Annotated in this window: 16 protein-coding genes and 1 pseudogene; 11 read left to right on the plus strand and 6 right to left on the minus strand. The window is 61.5% G+C overall.

Going from position 1 to position 21688, the window contains the following annotated elements:
- Nucleotides 1-3 precede the first annotated feature (3 nt).
- Genes kduI through BMI88_RS01890 form a run of 6 tightly spaced genes read left to right on the plus strand, consistent with a single transcriptional unit; the run spans nt 4 to nt 6557 of the window.
- Nucleotides 4-828, plus strand: a complete 825-nt coding sequence (gene kduI, locus BMI88_RS01865) for a 5-dehydro-4-deoxy-D-glucuronate isomerase (RefSeq protein WP_078545541.1) — start codon at nt 4-6, stop codon at nt 826-828.
- Nucleotides 825-1568 carry a 2-dehydro-3-deoxy-D-gluconate 5-dehydrogenase KduD gene (gene kduD, locus BMI88_RS01870; RefSeq protein ID WP_078545543.1) on the plus strand — a complete coding sequence of 248 codons (744 nt, stop codon included), beginning with the start codon at nt 825-827 and terminating at the stop codon, nt 1566-1568. Before kduI ends, kduD begins: the two co-directional genes overlap by 4 nt.
- Entirely contained in the window at nt 1546-2985 is a 1440-nt protein-coding gene (locus BMI88_RS01875; RefSeq protein ID WP_078547225.1) for a mannitol dehydrogenase family protein, read from the plus strand. Before kduD ends, BMI88_RS01875 begins: the two co-directional genes overlap by 23 nt.
- A complete protein-coding gene (uxuA, locus tag BMI88_RS01880) occupies nt 2982-4166 on the plus strand; it encodes a mannonate dehydratase (protein WP_078545545.1) in 1185 nt (394 codons plus the stop codon). The genes BMI88_RS01875 and uxuA overlap by 4 nt, the downstream gene beginning before the upstream one ends.
- Nucleotides 4159-5679 (plus strand): altronate dehydratase family protein, encoded by a 1521-nt coding sequence (locus BMI88_RS01885; RefSeq protein WP_078545547.1) that lies wholly within the window; start codon nt 4159-4161, stop codon nt 5677-5679. Before uxuA ends, BMI88_RS01885 begins: the two co-directional genes overlap by 8 nt.
- The gene (locus BMI88_RS01890) at nt 5676-6557 is read left to right on the plus strand and encodes a sugar kinase (RefSeq protein WP_246831803.1); all 882 of its coding nucleotides are present in this window, start codon (nt 5676-5678) and stop codon (nt 6555-6557) included. The genes BMI88_RS01885 and BMI88_RS01890 overlap by 4 nt, the downstream gene beginning before the upstream one ends.
- 234 nt (nt 6558-6791) lie before the next feature.
- On the opposite strand, the gene BMI88_RS01895 is transcribed toward BMI88_RS01890, so the two are convergent.
- A complete protein-coding gene (locus BMI88_RS01895; protein WP_078540059.1) occupies nt 6792-7217 on the minus strand; it encodes an Rrf2 family transcriptional regulator in 426 nt (141 codons plus the stop codon).
- Nucleotides 7218-7373: 156 nt separating this feature from the next.
- Here BMI88_RS01895 and hmpA point away from each other — a divergent pair, with 156 nt between their 5' ends.
- Nucleotides 7374-8555, plus strand: coding sequence for an NO-inducible flavohemoprotein (gene hmpA, locus BMI88_RS01900; RefSeq protein ID WP_078545549.1), 1182 nt, complete (start codon nt 7374-7376; stop codon nt 8553-8555).
- A gap of 1019 nt (nt 8556-9574) precedes the next feature.
- Here hmpA and BMI88_RS19815 read toward each other — a convergent pair.
- The 3 genes and pseudogenes from BMI88_RS19815 to BMI88_RS01910 form a co-directional block, all read right to left on the minus strand.
- The gene (locus BMI88_RS19815; protein WP_210402017.1) at nt 9575-9823 is read right to left on the minus strand and encodes an ion transporter; all 249 of its coding nucleotides are present in this window, start codon (nt 9821-9823) and stop codon (nt 9575-9577) included.
- A pseudogene (locus BMI88_RS19820) lies at nt 9818-10072 on the minus strand (transposase); the annotation flags it as partial. The gene BMI88_RS19815 and the pseudogene BMI88_RS19820, both read right to left, overlap by 6 nt.
- A gap of 337 nt (nt 10073-10409) precedes the next feature.
- Nucleotides 10410-11330 carry a LysR family transcriptional regulator gene (locus BMI88_RS01910; RefSeq protein WP_078545551.1) on the minus strand — a complete coding sequence of 307 codons (921 nt, stop codon included), beginning with the start codon at nt 11328-11330 and terminating at the stop codon, nt 10410-10412.
- Nucleotides 11331-11613: 283 nt separating this feature from the next.
- Between BMI88_RS01910 and BMI88_RS01915 the strand changes: the two genes are divergently transcribed.
- From BMI88_RS01915 to benD, 4 genes are read left to right on the plus strand one after another with little or no spacing between them, the layout of a single operon-like run.
- Entirely contained in the window at nt 11614-12966 is a 1353-nt protein-coding gene (locus BMI88_RS01915) for a Rieske 2Fe-2S domain-containing protein (protein WP_078545553.1), read from the plus strand.
- Nucleotides 12963-13463: a benzoate 1,2-dioxygenase small subunit gene (gene benB / locus BMI88_RS01920; RefSeq protein ID WP_078545555.1), complete on the plus strand. Its 501-nt coding sequence runs from the start codon at nt 12963-12965 to the stop codon at nt 13461-13463. Before BMI88_RS01915 ends, benB begins: the two co-directional genes overlap by 4 nt.
- A 12-nt stretch (nt 13464-13475) precedes the next feature.
- Nucleotides 13476-14507, plus strand: coding sequence for a benzoate 1,2-dioxygenase electron transfer component BenC (gene benC / locus BMI88_RS01925; protein ID WP_078545557.1), 1032 nt, complete (start codon nt 13476-13478; stop codon nt 14505-14507).
- On the plus strand, nt 14504-15304 hold the full coding sequence (gene benD, locus BMI88_RS01930; RefSeq protein ID WP_078545559.1) for a benzoate diol dehydrogenase BenD: 801 nt from the start codon (nt 14504-14506) through the stop codon (nt 15302-15304). The genes benC and benD overlap by 4 nt, the downstream gene beginning before the upstream one ends.
- 433 nt (nt 15305-15737) lie before the next feature.
- Here benD and BMI88_RS01935 read toward each other — a convergent pair whose 3' ends face one another.
- Complete coding sequence (locus BMI88_RS01935; RefSeq protein WP_078545561.1) at nt 15738-15947, minus strand: hypothetical protein; 210 nt, start codon at nt 15945-15947, stop codon at nt 15738-15740.
- A gap of 152 nt (nt 15948-16099) precedes the next feature.
- The gene (locus BMI88_RS01940; protein ID WP_246831804.1) at nt 16100-21166 is read right to left on the minus strand and encodes a RecQ family ATP-dependent DNA helicase; all 5067 of its coding nucleotides are present in this window, start codon (nt 21164-21166) and stop codon (nt 16100-16102) included.
- Between the last annotated feature and the right edge of the window lie 522 nt (nt 21167-21688).

Here is a 21688-nt window from a genome sequence, read left to right on the forward strand (position 1 = left end):
TCAATGCTCAGCGTAGAAACCCGCCACGCCATCCATCCCGACCACGCCCGCACGATGGGCACACAGGAACTGCGGGAGCATTTTCTGGGCGCCGGGCTGTTCGCGCCTGGCGAGATCCGCTTGATCTACACGCATTACGATCGGTTCACGCTCGGGGGCGCGGTGCCGAACGGTGCGCCGCTTACGCTCGACGTGGTGGACGAGACGCGGACCGCCACTTTCCTCGAGCGGCGCGAACTGGGCATCGTCAATATCGGCGGCACGGGACGCGTCTCTGCCGCTGGCGAGACTTGGGAGATGGGCCGCGGCGACGTGCTGTATCTCGGCATGGGCGCTGGCCCGGTGACGTTTGAGGGCGACGGGCGGTTCTATCTGGTTTCGGCCCCCGCGCATCGCGCATGTCCGCATCGCCTGATCAAACTGGCCGAGGCGAACCGCGTCGAGCTGGGGGAGGCTGCAACCTCCAACAAACGCGTCATCAACCAGTTCATCCACCCCACCGTGATGGAAAGCTGTCAGCTGGTGCTGGGGTATACGCAACTGGTCGAAGGCTCGGTCTGGAACACGATGCCCGCGCATGTCCATGACCGACGGATGGAAGCCTACCTCTATTGGGGCATGACACCTGAGGCGCGCGTGCTGCATCTGATGGGCGAGCCGACCGAAACGCGCCACATGATGATCGCCAACGAAGAGGCCGTGATCTCGCCGCCTTGGTCGATCCACTCCGGGGCCGGGATCGGGGAGTACACCTTCATCTGGGCGATGGCGGGCGATAACGTCGATTACACCGACATGGACTTCGTGCAGCCGGCGGATCTGAAATGAGCCCGTTTTCGCTAGAGAACCGCCGCGCCCTCGTCACCGGCGCGAATACCGGCATCGGTCAGGCGATCGCGGTGTCGCTGGCCGCGCAAGGGGCACATGTCACCTGCGCGGGGCGGCGCGAATGCACCGAAACGTTGGCGATGATCGCCGATGCGGGCGGGCAGGGCGAGGCGCTACTTCTCGATTTCGCCGACCCGATGGCCGCGCAGGACATCTTCGCGGATGCGGGCTATTCGATCCTCGTGAACAACGCGGGCATCATCCGGCGCGAAGACAGTCTGGACTTCACCGAAGCCGATTGGGACGCGGTGATGGACGTGAACCTCAAGGCGCTGTTCTTCACCACGCAAGCCTTTGCCCGCGCCGCGCTGGAGAAGGGGAATACCCCGGCAGCGGTGGTGAATATCGCGTCGCTGCTGTCCTTTCAGGGCGGCATTCGCGTGCCGTCCTACACCGCTTCCAAGCACGGCGTGGCGGGGCTGACCAAGATCCTCGCCAATGAATGGGCGGCGAAGGGGATCAACGTGAACGCCATCGCGCCTGGCTATATCGCGACCAACAACACCGAGGCCCTGCGTGCCGATCCGGAGCGCAGCGAGGCGATCCTTGCGCGCATCCCGGCGGGACGTTGGGGCGATCCTTCCGATATCGGCGGCACGGCCGCCTTCCTGTGTTCCCCCGCCGCGCGCTACATCCACGGCGCGGTGCTGAATGTCGATGGAGGCTGGCTTGCCCGCTGAACGTCTCACCCGCGAGCGCGCGAAGCTCAAAACCGGTATTGTCCATCTCGGCCTCGGCGCGTTCTTCCGCGCTCACGGCGCGATCTACACGGCCGAGGCTGCTGCGAAAAGCGGCGGCGATTGGGGGATCACCGGCGTGTCGCTGCAATCCTCGCGGATGCGCGATGCGCTGGCGCCGCAGGATTTCGCCTATAGCGGGCTGGAGTTTGGCCCCGAAGGCGAAACGCCCGAACGCATCGAGATCGTCAGCGATATTCTGGTGGCGCGCGAAGACCCGCAGGCGGTGCTCGACGTGATGGCCGATCCGGATGTGCGCATCGTCTCGCTAACGATCACCGAGAAGGGCTATTGCCATTCGCCCGCGACCGGCGCGCTCGACCCCGATCATCCCGATATCGTTCATGACATGGCCAACGACCTGCCCGTCTCTGCGCCCGGCTATCTGGTGCGTGCGCTGCAGCTGCGCCACGCGCGCGGCCTGCGTCCCTTCACCGCGATGAGCTGTGACAACCTGCCCGAAAACGGCCGGCTGCTGCGCGGCGTGGTGCTGGATCTGGCGCGTCGCATCGACCCGGAGCTGGCGGACTGGATCGCGGCTGAGGGGCGGTTCCCCTCGACCATGGTGGACCGCATCGTCCCCGCGACGAAGCCCGAGGACATCGCGCGGCTCGAAGAGCTCGCCGGCTGGCACGACGCCTTGCCGGTGATGCACGAGCCCTTCCGCCAATGGGTGATCGAGGATGATTTCGTCGATGGCGAGCGGCCCGATTGGGGCGCGGTCGGTGTCGAGATGGTCAGCGACGTCACTCCGTTCGAGCATATGAAACTGCGGATGCTGAACGGCACCCACAGCTCTCTGGCCTATCTGGGCTATCTGGCGGGGCATGAGACGATTTCCGACACGATGGACGACGAGGTGATGGCGGAATTCGTGCGCTATCTGTGGCGCGACGAGATCATCCCCTCGCTGACGCCGCCGCCGGGTGTGTCGCTCGAGGATTATGCCGACGCGCTTGCGGAGCGGTACGCCAATCCCGCGATCCGTCACCGGACATGGCAGATCGCGATGGATGGCAGCCAGAAGCTACCCCAGCGCATTCTGGCCACTGTTATGGACTCGTTGAAGGCCGGGCGGAGCTGTCCGGGCCTGATGCTCGCGATCGCGGCTTGGATGCGCTACGTCGGCGGCATCGACGAGAGAGGGCAGCCGATTGAAGTGAAAGACCCGCTGGCCGCCGAGCTGCGCGCGCTCTCCGACAGCGCAGCGGATGCCGAGGGCAAGGTTGCGGCGCTTCTGTCGTTGCGTTCTGTGTTTCCGCCCGAGCTCGCACAATCCCTGCAGGCCCCGGTCACGGAGGCCTATCGCGCGCTCGTCGAAAAAGGCGCGCGCGCTGCGGTGCAGGAGGTTCTCCAATGATCGAGAGCTGGCGTTGGTATGGCCCCGAGCTGGACACGATTTCCTTGCCGCAGATCACGCAAACGGGCGCATCCGGTATCGTCACGGCACTGCACGAGATTGCCTATGGCGAGGTCTGGTCGCGTCAGGCGATCTCGGAACGACGGGCACTGATCGAGGCGGCGGGGCTGCATTGGCATGTGGTCGAAAGCCTGCCGATCCACGAGCGGATCAAGCGCGGTGAGGGTGATCTGAGCGCGCTTTTCGCCAATTATCGCCAATCGATGGCCAATCTCGCGGCCGAGGGTATCTCCACGATCTGCTACAACTTCATGCCGGTGCTGGACTGGACTCGCACCGATCTGACCGCGCCGCTTGCGACCGGTGGTAGCTGCCTGCGCTTTGAGGCCTACCGCATGGCGGCATTCGAGATTCACATGCTGGGGCGCGAAGGGGCCGAGGACGATTACACGCCCGACGTTTGCGTCCGCGCCAAGGCATGGTTCGAGGGCTCGACGCAGTCGGAGCGCGATGCACTGTTGCACGCGATCATGTCGGGGCTGCCGGGCGCCTATGACCGCTACGACATCGCCGGTCTGCGGGACCAGCTCGCGCTTTATGACGGCATCGATCGCGACGAGATCCGGCGCAATTTCAAACGCTTCCTCGATGAGGTGATCCCCGCGGCGGAGGAACTGGGGCTGCGGTTCTGCGTCCATCCCGACGATCCGCCGCGCGACATTCTGGGTCTGCCCCGTGTCGTCTCCAATGCCGAGGATATCGACTGGATCCTGCGGGCGCATGATAGTCCCGCGAACGGGCTGACGCTTTGCACCGGCTCGCTCGGGGCGAACCCGGCCAACGATCTGCCCGCGATCGCCGAGCGCTTTGCGCCGCATATCCATTTCGCGCATCTGCGCAACGTGCGCAAAGATCCCGATGGCAGTTTCGAGGAAGCCGCGCATCTGGGTGGCGATACCGATATGGTCGCGGTTTCCGCGGCTCTGCTGGCCGAGGAAACGCGCCGGACCTCCGAGGGGCGTGCGGATGCGCAGATTCCGTTCCGCCCCGATCACGGTCATGTCTTGCTCGATGACGCCGCCCGCGGTTCTTTCCCCGGCTATCCGCTGATCGGGCGGATGCGCGGGCTGGCCGAGATGCGCGGCGTGATTGCCGGGTTGAAAGGGCGTCGCGATGGCTGAAGCGATTACACTTCATCCGCGCGATACCGTAGCCGTTCTGGCCGCGCGCGCCGATGCGGGCAGCATCCCGCTTGGCACCGGTGAACCGCTCGCGCAGCCAGTCTCCGCCGGGCACAAGCTGGCGCGGGTGGCGATGGCCGAGGGTGATCCGGTGATCAAGTTCGGCCAGATCATCGGCCGGGCCAGCGCTCCGATTTCGGTGGGCGAACATGTCCATAGCCACAATGTCAGCTATTCCAAGCATGACGAGACCCACCAGATCGGCGCGGATCTCGCAAACGCCGAGGCCGCGATCCCGAAGGGCGCGCCCCGCAGTTTCATGGGCTACGAACGCGCCGACGGTCGGGTCGGCACGCGTAATTATATCGCGCTCTGCGCAACGGTGAACTGCTCGGCCACGGTGATCAAATGCGCAGCCGCCGAGATCACGGCTGAGGGCGCGCTCGATCCTTATGACAACATCGATGGCGTCGTCGCCTTCGCCCATGGCACCGGCTGTGGCATGGCGGCGAGCGGGCGCGGGGCGGACAGCCTCGAGCGTGTCCTCTGGGGCCATGCGATCCATCCCAATGTCGGCGCGGCGATCTTCGTGGGACTGGGCTGCGAGGTGATGCAGATCGCGCGCATGGAGGCGCATTTCGGGTCGGCCGGGACCGAACGGTTCCACGCGCTGACCATTCAGGAGACCGGCGGCACCCGCGCCACGATCGAGGCGATCAAGACGAAACTCCGTGAAATACTGCCGGAGGTAAACAAGGCCAGCCGCAGCTCCTGCCCGGTTTCCGCGCTGCGCATCGGGCTGCAATGCGGCGGCTCGGACGGGTTCTCCGCGATCACTGCAAACCCGGCGCTGGGTGTTGCCTCGGACCTGATCGTGGGGCAGGGCGGGGGCGTGATCCTCTCCGAGACACCTGAAATCCATGGCGCCGAAGACCTGCTGCTGCGCCGAACGACACCCGAGGTTGCGGAGCAACTCCTTGGCTGTCTCGACTGGTGGGAAGGCTATGCGGCACAGGGGGGCGGCTCGATGGATAACAACCCCAGCCCCGGCAACAAGCAGGGCGGGATCACCACGATCCTCGAGAAATCCCTCGGCGCGGTCGCGAAGGCCGGGGCGACGCCGCTGCGGGCCTTTTATGACTATGCCGAACAGGTCCGCACGCCGGGGCTGAGCTTCATGGACAGCCCCGGTTACGATCCGGTCTCGGCCACGGGCCAGATCGCGGCGGGCGCGCAGATCGTGGTGTTCACGACCGGGCGCGGCTCCGCCTTCGGCTCGAAACCCGCGCCGACGATCAAGCTGGCGACCTCGGACCGGCTGATGGAGGCGATGCCCGACGATATGGATATCGGCTGCGGTGACATCCTCAGCCAAGGCGTGTCGATCGCTGACAAGGGAGCGGAAATCTTCGAGGCGATCCTGCGGGTCGCGTCAGGAGAGAAGACCAAATCGGAAGACCTCGGACTGGGCGATAACGAATTCCAGCCGTGGCAAATCGGAGCGGTGATGTGACGAAGAAACCCGTGATCGCCTGCGTCGGGGAAGCGATGGTCGAGCTGTCTTTCGATCGCCCCGAGCAGCAGATCGGCTTTGCCGGAGATACGCTCAACACGGCGGTTTATCTTGCGCGCGCGGCCGGGGAGGCGGCGCAGGTCGAATTCGTCACCGTGCTGGGGCGCGATGCTGTCTCCGATCGCATGAGCGCCTTCATCGCCGCCCAAGGTGTGGGCTGCGCGCGCATCCGCCGCCACCCCGAGCGCCTGCCCGGGATCTACGCGATCGCGCTCGACGCAGAGGGCGAGCGCAGCTTTTCCTATTGGCGCGACCAATCCGCGGCGCGCTGCCTGTTCGGGGACGGGTTCGCGCAGCTTGAAGGGGTCGATCTGATCTACCTCAGCGCGATCACGCTGGCGATCCTGCCTCAGCCGGTGCGCCTGTCGCTCTTGGCGCATCTGGCGGCACATCCCGCCCGGGTGGCTTTCGATTCCAACTACCGCCCGCGGCTGTGGGAAGATGCCGAGACCGCCCGCGCGGTGACGGAGGCCGCGTGGCGGATCGCAGATATCGCGCTGCCATCGCTGGATGACGAGATGGCGCTGTTCGGTGATCGCGATGCGCAAGCGGTGCGCGCGCGGCTCAACGGCTGGGGCGCGCGCAAAGGCGCGTTGAAGATGGGCGCGGGAGGGGCGATATCGCTCGATCCCACCGCCAAGCCGCTCGACCTGGCTGCCGCGCAAAAGGTGGTCGATACCACCGCGGCTGGCGACAGTTTCAACGGTGCATGGCTCGCCGCGCATTTTCGGGGCGCTTCAGACAAGGACTGCCTTGTTCAGGCTCATGCCTGCGCGCTCGAGGTGATCGCGCAGCCGGGGGCGATCATAGCTGCGTAGCTACCAAAGAGGGGGCTCGTCTTGCAACTTGCGATGCCGCGATCCCCCGAGTGGCCAAGATTGCCGGTTCCAGCGGCACGCAGCGCGACCCGAGAGGGGATCGGGCTTCAATCTCCATTCTTCACCCCAGTCGTCGGCTCAGCTCTTCGGTCTTATGGATTGATTATTGTTAGTTGCTCAGAGTGATACGGCCTCGGTCAAGATTTTTGATCTTAAGTCCTCAGGATCGCCGCCTCATGATGCTGCCAGCCCGAAATCGCGCGGCGAGATCGCGATATCGGCAATCGTGTAGTTGTCGAGCGTCGCCAAGAAAGCCGCCCGGGCTTCCGCCAAGGGAGAAATCAAACGGCAGGATGCTGTGATCGTGCAATCTCCGTCGCTGCGCATACATTCGACGAGATCGAAATCCGTCTCCATGTGGCGCACAATTGTTCCCACGCCGATCTCTTGGGCGGCACGTGCAAGCCCCAGGCCGCCGGACCGGCCGCGTTGGGCAGTCAGAAATTCGCCTCGGGTCAGCGCGTTGACGACCTTCATGACCGTGCTTCGAGGCGCGTGATAGGCCGCGACGAGATGATCGATCGTGAAGCGGCGGTCTTTCATCGACGCCGCATAGATCATGACGCGCAAGGCAAGGTCCGTAGTGTCGTTCAAGCGCATTCGCAGATCTCTCCTGATCGGGCTCCCAAGCGACGCGTCTCGTATCACGAGGCCGGACAGAATGTCGCACAAGAAAAACATACCTGTGATTGGCATCTTAATTCCCGAGAGAATAGATGCGGTTCATTGGTATGTTTTATAACCCAGGAGACAATGATGGCCAAGCCGCTCTCGGAAAACACACTCGCGATCATCGAAGCCACTGCACCCGTCGTCGCCGAGCACGTCGATCAGATCGTGCCGGTCATGTATCGCAGGCTGCTCGCCGCTCCCGAAATCCGGGCGCTGTTCAACATGTCGCATCAACATGGCAACTCGCCGCAGCACAAAGCGCTCGCGGGGGCGCTGGTGGCCTATGCGACCCATATCCGGAATCCCGGGGTCTTGGCCGATGCGCTGGAACGGATCGCACAGAAACATGTCGGTTTGCAGATCCTCCCCGAGCATTACCCCCATGTCGGCGAAGCGCTGCTGGGCGCTGTCGCCGAGGTGTTGGGCGAGGCCGCGACCCCCGAGATCCTGAATGCCTGGGGCGAGGCCTACTGGTTCCTTGCCAATACGCTCATCGAGCGAGAAGAAGAGATCTACGCCGGTGCGGAAGAACAGGACGGCGGCTGGCGCGGGTGGCGGCGCTTCAAGGTTGGCGCGAAGGACAGCGAAACCTCCGAGATCGCGTCCTTCACGCTCTATCCCGTGGATGGGTTGCCTGTTCTCAAGCATCGCCCGGGTCAGTATCTGAGCTTCCGCTTTGCACCTGCGGAAGGCGAGGAGTATCGGCGCAACTACTCGATCTCCTCGGCGCCGGATGGTCAGTCCTACCGCATCACCGTCAAGCGCGAGCCCGGCGGGCGGATCTCCAACTGGCTGCATGATGCGGTCGAGGTCGGCGCCGAGTTCGACGTGGCCGCGCCCGCTGGCGAGTTCTTCCTCGATCCCGCAGACAAGCGAGAGGTGGTTCTGCTGTCAGGCGGCGTTGGCCTCACCCCGATGATCTCGATGCTGGAGAGCTATGGCGGCGGCGATCTGCGGATGGTCTATGTCCACGCGACGCGGAACGGCCAGTCCCATGCGCTTGCCGCGACCTCCCGTGCGAAGGCGCATGAGAGCCACGTCTTCTATGAGGTGCCGGAAGAGAATGATGTCGCGAATGGTGTCCATACCGGCCGCGTCGATCCGAACTGGCTCGTGCAGATCAGCGATCCGGCCAGGGCGGACTATTTCATCTGCGGCCCGACGGGCTTCATGCAGGAGATGGTTTCCGGTCTGAAGGCAGCAAACGTTCCGGACGCTCGCATTCACTATGAGTTCTTCGGCCCCGCATCCGCGCAGATCGGTTGATACCTCGTCCCAGCGCTCTATCCGTCGAGCGCCGGGGCGCCGCTCTATGTGACCAGAGCTGCTTTGAAGAGATGCCGGTGACTTGAAAAGGGGAGGGGACGATACACGACGGGCCGCACCTAGAACCGCACCCTCTTGCTGTTGAACGAGCTCCTGCGAGCCCGGAGCTTCACCCGCATGTCGATATACGTTCTGAGCATGATGTGTCGTCGATCGAACGTCCTAGCTGCCTAAGCTTCATGGCAATCTCTTCCGGCTTGTGCCGCTTATTCGATGTCTCTCGTCCTCCGTTTTCTGAATAGAACGGTGGGGTCGTGCGACCGGGAGGCTCAAAGCGACGTAATCGCTCTTTGCTTTGGCATGCCACCGAAAAGATTAGACAATTTGAGCTTCAGAAGCTGACATAGAAGAAGGCCGGGGAAGGCTCAGATGAACGCGAAGCAGCCGGGCGATCGCCCGGCTGCTCCCGCCACCAACCTGACAGCTTGAGGGGCTAACTGCGTCAGGTCACTCGACGATGTGCTTGAAAGGGTGTGGGTGGTTCACGCCGTCGATAGCGGTAGGGTGGAAAAGCCTGGATGGCCTTGAGGGTCTCAAGGCGGGCTGAGAAAACGGGATCACATCTCGGGCAAAGCAGAGATATAAGGTAAGAAAAAGACCAAAAAATATGCATTTTAGGCTCCAAGATAACTATTTGGAGAAAGTGTCGTTCCTTAAATTGAAATGACGACCACTCAACCTTTGAGCGAGAAGGTGGCGAGAGGACGGTGGGAAAGTGACGGATTTGTGTCTGACGTTTTTCTTTCTTGTGCCGACCATGATTTCGGTCCGATTGCGGCGTTTATAATTGCGTTCGCCGAATTCTACGAGGATCTGCGCGTCTTTGCAGCGAGAGATGTATGCCCTCAGAGCCCCGCAATCAGATAGGGCGGACTATGAGAGATAGTGGCGCCCCCCATGGCAACTCACGCCTTCAAAGTCCGGTCGAGGTTGCCTCATACGCACCCCGGCTCCCCGCGTCACTCGCCCGTTTGGTCGCCTCTCCGAAGATCGCCGATCCGCCGCTCGATCGCGTCGAGCCGCAGGAGAACTTCATCCCGGTAGGCACCGGTGCGCGTGGTCTCCTCTTCTGAATGAGCGTCCTGCATAGAATCCACGATCAGGCCCACCAGGAGGTTCACCACTGCGAAGGTCGTGACCATTATGAAGGGCAAGAAGAAGGTCCAGGCCAGAGGGTGGGTTTCCATCACTGGGCGCACGAAGCCCATCTCGCTCCAACGCTTCCAGCGGTTGTAGAGTGTTTTGGGTGGACCGTATTCCTGCGGTGCATCGCGCCAGTGCAACCCATTGCGGTTTATGAAGATTATCCCGCTCAGAATATGACGATCATCAACCCGTGGGCGGCCATGGCTCTTCGGAAGTGAGGAAGATCAGAAAACAGTCCATTGGACTGTTTTTCTGACGAACGGCTCGAGCAGTGCCATCTTCTCGTCGCTCAGCCAGAGAAGACTGCTCACCACACGCGCCTATATCTAGTCAAGCGGACGATCGAGAGCGGTCTTCCCTGCTTTTGAGCTGAATTGGTCGTCTCGGCAAAGAAGCTTTCCTCCAGGGGTATGGCTTGCGTCCTTTTGCCGACCCACTCGGTTCGATTTTTGGTAAATCCGGCCCCCCCATCTTTCCCACAGCGCGTATCCTTCGGCGGGGATGTTTTCGATCCGGCAGATCGCTCAGGCACGAAGAGCGTATCGCGAGAAAGGTCATGCCCCGACGGTCGTGTTCCTTCCTCTGACACGTGCTTCATAGGGCCACGCAGTGCGTGGCTCGCTTAGAATGAAACTGCTCCGCAAGGGGTCAGGGCTCGCGCAGGCCCTCCGGCACGGCGTAACCCCAGTCGGGATACATTTCGCAGATGACTTCCTTCATCAGGCAGATGGGCGGCGAGGTGTCTCCTTGCCGGTAATTCATGAAGATTGGCGAAGTGGGGTGTTCTTCGATGGGACGATAGCAGATGCCTTCCATCCGGAGCCTGTCCAGAGAAGCAGGCACGACCGCGATACCCTCCTCGGCCGCGACGAGGCCGAGGGCGATGTGCAATTCGCGGGCCTCATGGGCGATCATCGGCGTCAATCCGTGGTCGTGGAAGACGGTCAGAACCTGATCGGCGTAGCTCGGGCGCGGCTTGCTCGGGTAAAGGATCTGCGGCTCTTCGGCGACACGCGACAGGGGGAGCGGCGCGTCGGTTCCGGCCAGGGGATGCGTGATCGGAAGGGCGACGATCATTTGTTCTTCACGCAGCAGAACGCGTCGGATGTCAGTGTCCTCGAACCGCTGGGTGCCAAAGCCCGCGTCGATCCGTCCTTCCTTCAAGGCGTTAATCTGTTCAAGGCTGCTCATCTCGACGAGATGCACTTCGATATCTCTGGCTTTCTTGCGAAAACCTCGGATCAGTGCTGGAAATCGACCATACATCGTCGAGGCGACGAAGCCGAAGACCACGCTGCGCTTGGCGCTCTTGATCGTTCGCGTCATCATTACCTTCGTTGCTTCGGCATGGCCGAGGATCTGTTCGGCCTGCTTCAGGAACAGTCGCCCAGCCGGGCTCAGGCGCAACGGACGCACCGAGCGGTCGATCAGCTCCGCGCCCATCTCCGCTTCGAGCATCTGAATCTGCCGGCTCAGAGGAGGCTGTGCCATGTTGAGTGTGTTCGCCGCACGCGAGAAGCTCCTCTCCCGCGCCACCGCCACGAAATAGCGGAGCTGCCGCATTTCCATACTATACCCTCCCGGCATAAAGGCAGACTTACTTGGTCTTGGCCAAACGCCTCTCACTTTGTCAGTTTAGCCGAAGCTTGATTGAGCCGGGTAGAGGAGGACGCTACCCGTCGGGAGGTATCGCTCGATACCTATTAGGTCTGAAGAGCCGCGAGATGGCTCCGAAACCCGGTTTTTCGGGAACGACCTCTTGCACCCTGACGGTCGGTCTCCCAGCCGCTCGGCTCGACGATCCAGCCAAGACCCTGCCATTGCAGGAACGCGCCAGATTGGAGGAGGACCTATGGCAAACGACCTGAAATCCCGTATCGAGAACGCGGTGAGCGAGAACCCAGAGACCGGTATTCACCGCTGTCGTCGCGACATCTTCACCGATGAAGAGATGTTCGAACTCGAGATGAAGCATATCTTCGAGGGCAACTGGGTGTATCTTGCCCACGAGAGCCAGATCCCGCAGAACAACGACTACTTTACCACCTGGATCGGGCGTGTGCCGATCATCATCACGCGCGACAAGGAAGGTGAGTTGCACGCCGTGGTCAATGCCTGTGCGCATCGCGGCGCCACGCTCTGTCGTCGCAAGCATGGCAACAAGTCGAGCTTCACCTGCCAGTTCCACGGCTGGACCTTCAACAACGCGGGCAAGCTGCTGAAGGTGAAAGACGGCAAGACCGGTGCCTACCCGGAAGCCTTCAACCGGGATGGGTCGCATAACCTCAAGAAGGTTGCGAAATTCGCCAGCTACAAGGGCTTCCTCTTCGGGTCTCTAAACCCCGACGTGGCGGGCTTGGAAGAGCATCTTGGCGAAACCCGTGTCATCATCGATCAGATCGTCGATCAGGCACCTGAGGGGCTCGAGGTTCTGCGCGGAAATTCCAGCTACACTTTCGACGGGAACTGGAAGCTGCAGATGGAGAACGGCGCAGACGGCTATCACGTCAGCTCGGTTCACTGGAACTATTCCGCCACGATGGGGCACCGCAAGGAAGAGGGCACCAAGGCCGTCGATGCCAATGGTTGGTCGAAATCCACGGGTGGTGTCTACGGCTTCGAGCAGGGGCATATCCTTTTGTGGACCCGGACACTGAACCCGGAGGTGCGCCCGATCTGGAATCACAAGGACGCGCTGGCCGAACGGCTGGGCGAGGAGAAGACGAGCTTCATCGTCAACCAGACGCGAAATCTCGGCCTCTATCCCAATGTCTACCTTATGGATCAGTTCTCGACCCAGATCCGGGTGGTGCGTCCGATCTCCGTCGATAAGACCGAGATCACGATCTACTGCTTCGCCCCCGTCGGCGAGCCGCCGGAAGAGCGCGCGCTGCGCCTGCGGCAATACGAGGACTTCTTCAACGTCTCAGGCATGGGCACGCCCGACGATCTGGAAGAGTTCCGCGCGTGCCAAGAAGCCTACGCCGCCGCGGATGGCGTCTGGAACGACTTGAGCCGCGGGGCCACCCGCTGGGAGAACGGCCCGGATGAAAACGCCAAGGCGATGGGCATGAACCCGATCCTCAGCGCAGAGCGTGCCGAAGATGAAGGGCTTTTCGTTCGTCAGCACGAATTCTGGGCCGAGACCCTTCTGAAGGCGCTTGAGGCAGAAAAGGCAGAGAGCCGCGTGGAGGAGCTGGCATGAACGCGCCTTTGACAAATGATCTGACCGCACTCACGCAGTTTCTCTATCGCGAAGCGCGCCTGCTCGATGATCGGGAATGGGATCGCTGGCTCGAATGTTACGCGCCCGAGGCGAGCTTCTGGATGCCGTCCTGGGACGATGACGATCAGCTGATCGAGGACCCGCAAAGCCAAGTCTCCCTGATCTATTACCCCGATCGGGCCGGGCTCGAAGACCGGGTTTTTCGGATCAAGACCGAACGCTCCGGCGCGACGATGCCCGAGCCCCGCACCAATCATATGATCAGCAATGTCGAAATCCTCGAGCGGCGCGAAACGGAGATCGATCTGCGGTTCAACTGGCACACGCTGAGCCACCGCTACAAGACGACGACGAGCTTTTTCGGAACGTCTTTCTATACGGTGGATCTGTCGGGCGACACGCCGCTGATTACTGCCAAGAAAGTGATCCTGAAGGACGATTACATCCATCAGGTCATCGACGTCTATCATGTGTGATCGGAGGCAAACATGAGCTATCGTGTAGCGCTTAATTTTGAAGATGGCGTGACCCGTGTCATCGAGGTCAAGCCGATGGAAACGGTGATGGACGCAGCCTATCGGCAGAAGGTGAATCTGCCGGTCGACTGTTCGGACGGGGTTTGCGGCACCTGCAAGTGCCGTTGCGAGCAGGGGGCTTTCGATCTCGGGGATGATTTCCTCGAGGAAGCCTTGTCGGAAGACGAGGCGCAGGAGGGGTATGTTCTCTCCTGCCAGATGGTGCCCTCGGGGGATTGCATCGTCTCGGTCCCGGTGCCCTCGTCGAGCTGCAAGCTGACCCCTGCGGAGTTCGCGGCCGAGGTGAGCACGCTCGATCGTGTATCGGCGACGACGATCCGGCTGGGGTTGACGCTGCCTGACCCAGGGACACTCGACTTCCTGCCGGGGCAATACGTGAATATCGCTCTCCCGGATGGGCAAACCCGCTCCTATTCCTTCAGCTCGGCACCCGGTGCGTCCGAGGCGTCGTTCCTCATTCGCAACGTGCCCGGCGGGGCGATGAGCACGCATCTGACAGAGACAGTGACACTCGGAGAGAAGATGTCGTTCACAGGCCCTTATGGGAGCTTCTTCCTGCGGCAGGTTCAGCGCCCGGTGCTGATGCTGGCCGGTGGGACCGGCCTTGCGCCACTTTTGTCGATGCTCGAAGTTATGGCCGAGACCGGGGAAGTCTCGCAACCGGTTCACCTCGTCTACGGTGTGACGACGGATGACGATCTGGTGGAGGTTGCGCGGCTCGAGGCGCTGTCTCAGCGTTTGCCGAACCTGACATTCGCCTGCTGTGTGGCCGATGAGTCCAGTGTCCATCCGCAGAAAGGTTATGTCACCCATCACCTAAGCGATGCGGATCTGCGTGACGGCGATTTGGACGTCTATCTTTGCGGGCCACCTGCGATGGTGGAGGCGGTGCGCAACTTCCTCGCGGAGAAGGACATCGTGCCGGCGAGCTTCCATTACGAGAAGTTTACGCCCGCGGATATCAGCACCTCGGAGGCCGCATGAGCGCAACGGATCATTTCCCGGGGCGCTTTGCGGGGCAGGTCATGGTCGTGACCGGAGCGGCGCAAGGCATCGGTCTTGGCGTGGCCGCCCGAGCCTGTGCGGAAGGGGCGGATGTGCTTCTTGCGGACCGGGCGGAGTTTGTCTCCGAGGTTGCGGCTGAAATCAACGCTGCGGGTCCAGGCCGGGCAAAAGCGGTGGTGGCCGATCTTGAAACCTATGCGGGCGCCGAGGCGGTCATGGAGGGAGCGATAGATGCGTTCGGCGGGATCGACATCCTCGTGACGGGTGTCGGGGGCGCAATCCGGATGCGGCCTTACGCAGAGTTCGAGCCTGCGCAGATCAAGGCCGAGATTCAGCGGTCCTTGATGCCAACGCTTTGGTCCTGCCATGCGGTCCTGCCGTATCTGCGCGCGCGGGGTGGGGGCGTCATCGTGAATGTCTCCAGCAACGCCACGCGCGGCATCCATCGCGTGCCTTATTCGGCGGCCAAGGGAGGGGTGAATGCGCTGACGGCCAGCCTCGCGATGGAAGTCGCGGGCGAAAATATCCGGGTCGTGGCCTCCGCTCCGGGGGGCACGGAAGCGCCGCCTCGCCGTATCCCGCGTAATGCCAAAGGCGATACCGAGGCTGAGCAAGGCTGGATGGCGGAGGCGGTCGAGCAGGTTAAAAGCTCGACCATGATGGGGCGCTACGGTTCACTCGATGAGCAGGTTGCGCCGATTCTCTTCCTTGCGTCACGAGAGGCGTCCTACATCACCGGCAGCACTCTGGTGGTTGCAGGTGGTGATACCGGGTGATTCATCGTTTCTCTCGAGGCTGCGGGCTCCTGCTCGCGGCCTTCCTGCGGCGATACGACGACAATGCCGTTCGGCCACATTGTTCTTTGAGTAACCAACCAGCTGATCACCTTGCCGGTGACTAGACTGCGCCAAACCCGGGCTGCTCGTTTTGCTGTATTTCATAAACCCCGCTTTCAAAACATATCAATGACTTACGGCGGAGTGGGGGTGCTCGATAAATGGTATCCACAGCGCGAACCGCGCACCTCTATGCGGTTTATCGAGCACCTGCACGCGCTGTGCTTTGCCTGCTCGATAATATGCATTTCGGGTGTCATGTGTCGTTTATCGAGCACCGAAGCCGACTGACAGCAGCTATTGCGACGGCTCGCGACTTCGGGCAACTGAGGTGTCAGATGCCCGTCCATCTCTGACCTTGCCGCGCGAAACTTTACTCGCCGGCGTCGTCATCACCGACTTCGAAGTAGGCATCGTCGGAGATCGGTTGGCTCTTGAGCCATTGCACTTCTTCCTCGGTGAGGCCACCAAAATCAGCCGCGAGACGCTTGTAGTCGCGAGCGCGTTCAATCAAAACAGGAATGATCGCCGCCGCGCCAAAAGCGAGGAACCCGAGCATTCCGACGATTTCATGTGCGCCCATGGCGACCTCCATTGAAGGCGTCAATCTCATAGAGAAAGTCCGGAAAAGTCAAATTTTCCGGACTTTGGCTCTGGCGAGAGAGCGTCCGGAAATAGCCTCTCGGCAGCATGGCCTCCCTGTCTGCTGAGGGGCAGTATAGCCGTTGCGGTGAATTAATTCGCCTCAAACACCAGTTCCGGTATCACCACCTCCCAAGCATCGCGCTTCAGCATATGGTGAAAGGCCTCGTCACCGTGTTCCTTCCGCCAGCGTAGAATTGCGGCGATTTCGCCTCGGGCAAAACGGGTATTCGGCGGCGGAACAAAACTCTTCGACATTCGACCGAGGCTGCGGCCCTGAGCATCCTTTAGATACCAGCGATCATTCTCCAGCGTCAGGGAGATCGCGTTTCCAACATTCGCTTCAAGGATTGCACGCAGGGCGGGGTGACCTGCGCGTTGTCGGCCCGCGAAGGATAGATCGACCATCCGCATCTCTGCCGACTGATAGTAGCGCCGCGGGCCCGGGAAAGCTGTTAAATCCGGATTTGCTGTCCGGCTGACGATAGAGATCGACTGGGCGGGTAGATATTCATGATTGTCGTTGCTCATGACGATCAGGTTGCGGCGGGCTCGCGTCATGGCGACGTAGAACAGGCGGCGCGGCGCATCCTGATCTTCGTTGCGCGAGGGGCGTTCCCACCCACCATCGAGAATGACAACATCGTCGAATTCGAGCCCCTTGGCCCGATGCGCTGTCAGGAGCTTGAGACCGCGTTGTTCGCCCCAGGCCTCGCGTGACCATTCGGCGAACCACTCGATCACATCCGGTGCCGGTAGGTTTCGGCCATCCACTTCTCGCGCGAGCAGGCCAAGACCCTCGCCGATGCGATCGGTCCAGCGCGAGGACGGGATCGCATTGAGAATTTCGGTGAGATCGCCCAGCGAGACGACGCGCCCATGGTCCGCGCGAAGCGCCTCTATGAAGCTCTGCATCTCGCGCATGCGCCACAGTCCGGGCAGCTTTTCGTTCGCGAACTCGACCGGAATGCCGAGCGCTTCCGCAAAGTCGCGCACTGGCGCGAGTTTGCGCCAGTCTCGCGAGATGATTGCGGCCCGCGACCATGTCCAGTCCGGGATCAATTGCGACAGGCGCACCATTTCCTCGAGCGCCGCCATCGCCTGTGCGTCATTTCCTGCCGGGCAACTCAGGATCTGCACACGTCCCTGTGCCACGGGATCCAGGCTCTCCATAACACCGCCGGGTGGGGCTTTGATCCGGTCTTTGTCGACCGTGATGTCGTGGCCGAGCTTCATTCGCTCGGAGGCCGCTTCGATCACGGCATTCGCGGCCGTGATGATATGATGGCTCGAGCGATAGTTCTCGGTCAGGAAGAATGGCTTGGCGCTGTAGTCTTGCTCGAATTGTCGGATATGACGGATGGACGCACCGGCGAAGGAATAGATGTTCTGGTCGTCATCGCCGACGGCAAAAAGGCTGATCCGCAGATCCGGGTCCTCTAAGCTCCGCCCGGCCACGGCTGAGATCAGTGCATATTCTTCCGGGCCGACATCCTGATACTCATCGACGAGTATCCAGCGGTAGCCTTGAATGAGCGTGTCGCGCAGCGCCTCCGCCTCGACCTTGTCCAGCCCGTCACCGCGTAGCAAGCGCACCGCATCCATCAGGAGCGTGTCGAAGTCTTGGCCCTCCGCGCTGGCACGGCCGGCAAAGCTTGCGCCGACGAGCCGCATTGCGAGCGCATGAATGGTGGAGACGGTCACAAAGCGCGCATCGTCGCCGATGAGGCGACGAAGCCGTTCTCGGATCTCCGCGGCGGCGTGCCGGTTATAGGCGAGAACAAGAATTCCACTTGGATCCTCGCGTCTGATTTTCACTAGATACGCGATGCGATGAACGAGCACGCGAGTCTTGCCCGAGCCTGGCCCGGCAAGAACCAGCACATTCGTCTGTTCACGTTCGTCCTGAACGATTTTTTCCTGCGTGCTGTTGCCCAGGTCTTCAACGATCTGCTTCCAGACCTCGCCCGTGGCTTGCCGCCGAAATTCGGTCCCGCGCCCCGGCATCCAGCGGCGCATGAACGCGTCGCGATCGAGCACAAAATAATCGGCCGCCAACCGTTCTGCATCATTGATGCTATTGAGACCTTTCTCGCCATAGGCAGCCATCACATGCGTCTGGATGGTCTGTTCGGTGTAATGATCCTCCAGAGGGGCGAAGTGCTGCGTCGTGAATTGACCGCCCTTCGGATTGAGATGCAGGGTTATGGCGGGACGGAAGACGGATAGCCCTTTGCCCAAAGCTACGACCTGCTGCTCGTGCAACCAGAGCAAGGCGCGATCCATCAGCTTGTTCGGATCGTTGACGGAGCCGCGCAGCATCGCATCTCCGGTGATGGTGCCGAGCAACGCGCCCAAGGTGGTTTCGACGGCGATGTCTTTCCCGCGCAACCCCTTCTGAACGCGACCGACGAGATGCTCGAGAAGGCGTTCCGCACCGAGCCTGCGTAATTCTGCAGTCTTCTCGATCACGGACCATGAGCGTTGAAGCCGCACGAACAGACTCGAACGCGAGGCTTTGCGCAAATGCAGGTTGCCCCGTCCGCCTTCCATGTCGCGCCCGTCCTGCGCCATCCCGCGCAACAGGCTTTCGACAACGTCCGGCCGCACCGTGCCGTGGCCCTTCTCCCGCAGCGCCTGGCTCGTCGCGGCAAGATTAAACGCCGATGGCTCGCCATTATCGGCATCGGGTGCGTCCTCGCGCATCTGCGCGATCAGGTCGCGCTCCAACCTCGCTGCAGACTCGAAGCGTGCGCGCGATGCGTTCTCTACACCAATGTGAACGTGGATCGTGATGTTGGTGTCGTTGTTGGCGATCCCGAGCGCTTCGAGATCGGTCATTGCCTTTCGCAATGCCGGCCCGGTGAGGCCGCTTGCGCCGCTCAGTTGGTCGGTCGAGATGCCCTCATCCGCTGGCGCGTTGATGATATGCTGAACGATGCCAAGAAGTTGCTTCTTGCGATTTCCGGTTATCTCCGCAGCATCGAGGATCTTGCGGACCTGATCGACGCTTCGCACGAGAAGCGAAGCAGGGAAGACCTGAACGCGGTTTTCTTCCCGCCGGAGAAGCGTCGCCTCTTCGAGCCAGGCCACGGCCGTTTTTACGCGGGTATCTTCGGTTGCGCTGTCCCGCTGGAATTCCCGGTCCTTTTCCTCGTGGACGATCTCGCCTGGGGTGGCGATGACTTCGCCCTTTTTGCCCGATCGGACATCGAGCCTTCGGACAGCTTTCAAGATCGCTCCGATTTCGTGACGGGCTAGGCGAGAGCGAGCGCTCAGGTTGAACTGTCGGTCGACATCTTCCGCATTGAATAGGAGGACACATTTCGCAGGATCCCGATCTCGTCCCGCACGCCCGGCTTCTTGCAGGTAATTCTCCAACGAGCCGGGCACGTCCCCATGCACGACGAGTCGGATGTCGGGTTTGTCGATGCCCATTCCGAAGGCGTTGGTGGCGGCGATCACACGCAACTCACCCACTCGGAACGCTTCCTGGATTTCGCGCTTCTCATCGGCGGTAAGCCCCGCATGATAGCGCTCCGCCGCAAGCCCCTGCTGTCGAAGAAATTCCGCCACACGTTCGGTGGAGTTTCGAGTGGCACAGTAAACAACAGCGCCTGAAACTCCGCTTGCCGGTAAATCCTCTTCAAGCGCAGTAAGGATATCGGCCAGCTTCGTCTGCCTCTGGGTCGGCAACACGCTGAAGCTCAGGTTCGTCCGTGATGCACCACCGTCCAGCAGAGTGAGTTCGCACCCGAGACGCGTGCTGAAATGCTCGCGAATGTCCCGAACGACATCGGGTTTCGCCGTGGCGGTCAGACAGAGAACGGGGGCGACGTCTTCGCCCGAGCTTTCCTTGATGAAGCGGCTCACATAGCGATAGTCCGGCCGGAAATCATGCCCCCATTTGGATACGCAATGTGCCTCGTCGAGAACCCAGAGGCCGACCTCGCGCTGGGCGAGCACGGAGCGGACCGAGGTGCTGCGCAACTGCTCGGGCGAAATCAGCAAGATCGCAGCCTCGCCGAGACGCACCTTGTCCAAGGCGTCTTGCCGTTCGGGAAGCGAAAGCAGGCCGTTTATAGTGACCGCAGTGGAAATTCCGGCGCGTGCAAGGCCCTGGACCTGATCCGCCATGAGCGCGACCAGAGGGGAGATGACGACGGTCAGCGCCCCGGTCTTGTCGAAGCGCGAAAGGGCAGGGATCTGATAGCAGATGGATTTTCCCGTGCCGGTCGGAAGAATCCCGAGAAGGCTTTCGCGTCGCATCGCAGTCTCGACGATGCGTTCCTGAAGGGGGCGCCCGAATTCGTCGACAGGCTCCGGGCGAAAACTCTCAAAGCCGAACCAGCGGCTCAGCGCTCGCTTGGGGTCGTTGTGAGCCGCGCAATATTCGCAGGCGGTTTCGTCGCATCTCGTGTCGCGCAAGGTGCGAACGATCCGCGCGGCGTCGCGGAACTGTGCGCGAACCCAAGGGGGCATCACGGAGTCACCGCCGGCAGCCGAGATCCATGACAGTGCATAAGCCAAGGGCCAGCTGAGCGAGCTGTCATCGAGATCGCTCAGGACTTCCTTCCGCTGGGTTGCACAGGATGACGCCTCAAGCAGACGTTCAATCGCAGCGCGGGCCTTTGCCATATCGGGCATCGGCGCGCCTCGAATTGCTGTGAAGAGCCGATCGAACCCATCGCTCCGGGGCATCCGGCTACAGAGATAGTGGTAGGCGACCAAGGCGTCGGGAGATCGCCGCCCGATCTCCGCGAAGGCGCCGATTTGATTGCTCAAGACTTCAAAGACGAGCCTCGCGTCGAACTCGGGATCATTCACATGACCGCTCTGCAAGCGTCCGTCCTGATAATGCTTCACCAGATGGTGGTAGGGGTTACGTGGGAAAGCGAGCGGGTTAAGCCAAAGCGTGTCTATTGGAGCTTGGGCGAGACGCGCAAGGCGGGGCGATGCCGCCATCAAATGGGGCAGGTCGTGGCGCAGGATATTATGTCCGATCACGTGGTCGAAGTCGGCGCAGAACTCCTCGAGCCTGGGTAAACCGGCGTCAACGCGGGCCCCCAGGACGAGTGCCTCGCTGCCGATGGCGGCGCTCGCAGCTGCAAGGGAGAATATGCGGGCCGTCGACGGGTCGACCTCAAGGTCGATTGCCACACATCGTTCCAGAAATACTGAACCTGTCTTGTCGGTGCCCCGATGCATGCCCGGATGGAATCCGTCTTTTACACATTAATGTGACGACCCTATCCTCTTTAGAAGGAAAGGAAAGATGTTCGCATTTTTTTCGTGGTGATCCGCGACTGAAGTTCATCCATCTGCGCGGGAGCCCGGTTGGCGGTGAGCCACCGCCGCTAATGTATGGGCAGAGAGGGGCCTCCACCAACCGGGTCAGAAGGTGCAACGAGTAGGTTATATTGTGCCAGATTCTGTTCAACCGATCGGAGAGCAGCTCAGCACGAAGCCGATCGAACGACGGAGGAAGCTTGTCCAGCGGCCCGGAGAGCCGCCGCACTGATGGCTAAAAGACAGCTGTGCGCCGACAATCAAACTGAAAAGACTCAGCAGGTTTTTCGAGTGCCAGGTCCATCTGATTTATCGTGCGCTCGATCGTCGCCGGGCAAGCTGAGCTAAGTAGTGTCGGTGATGTTCAGAAGGCTCATCGAATGTTCCCAGATA

The organism is Thioclava sp. F36-6, assembly GCF_002020305.1.
Classification (GTDB): Bacteria; Pseudomonadota; Alphaproteobacteria; order Rhodobacterales; family Rhodobacteraceae; genus Thioclava; species Thioclava sediminum.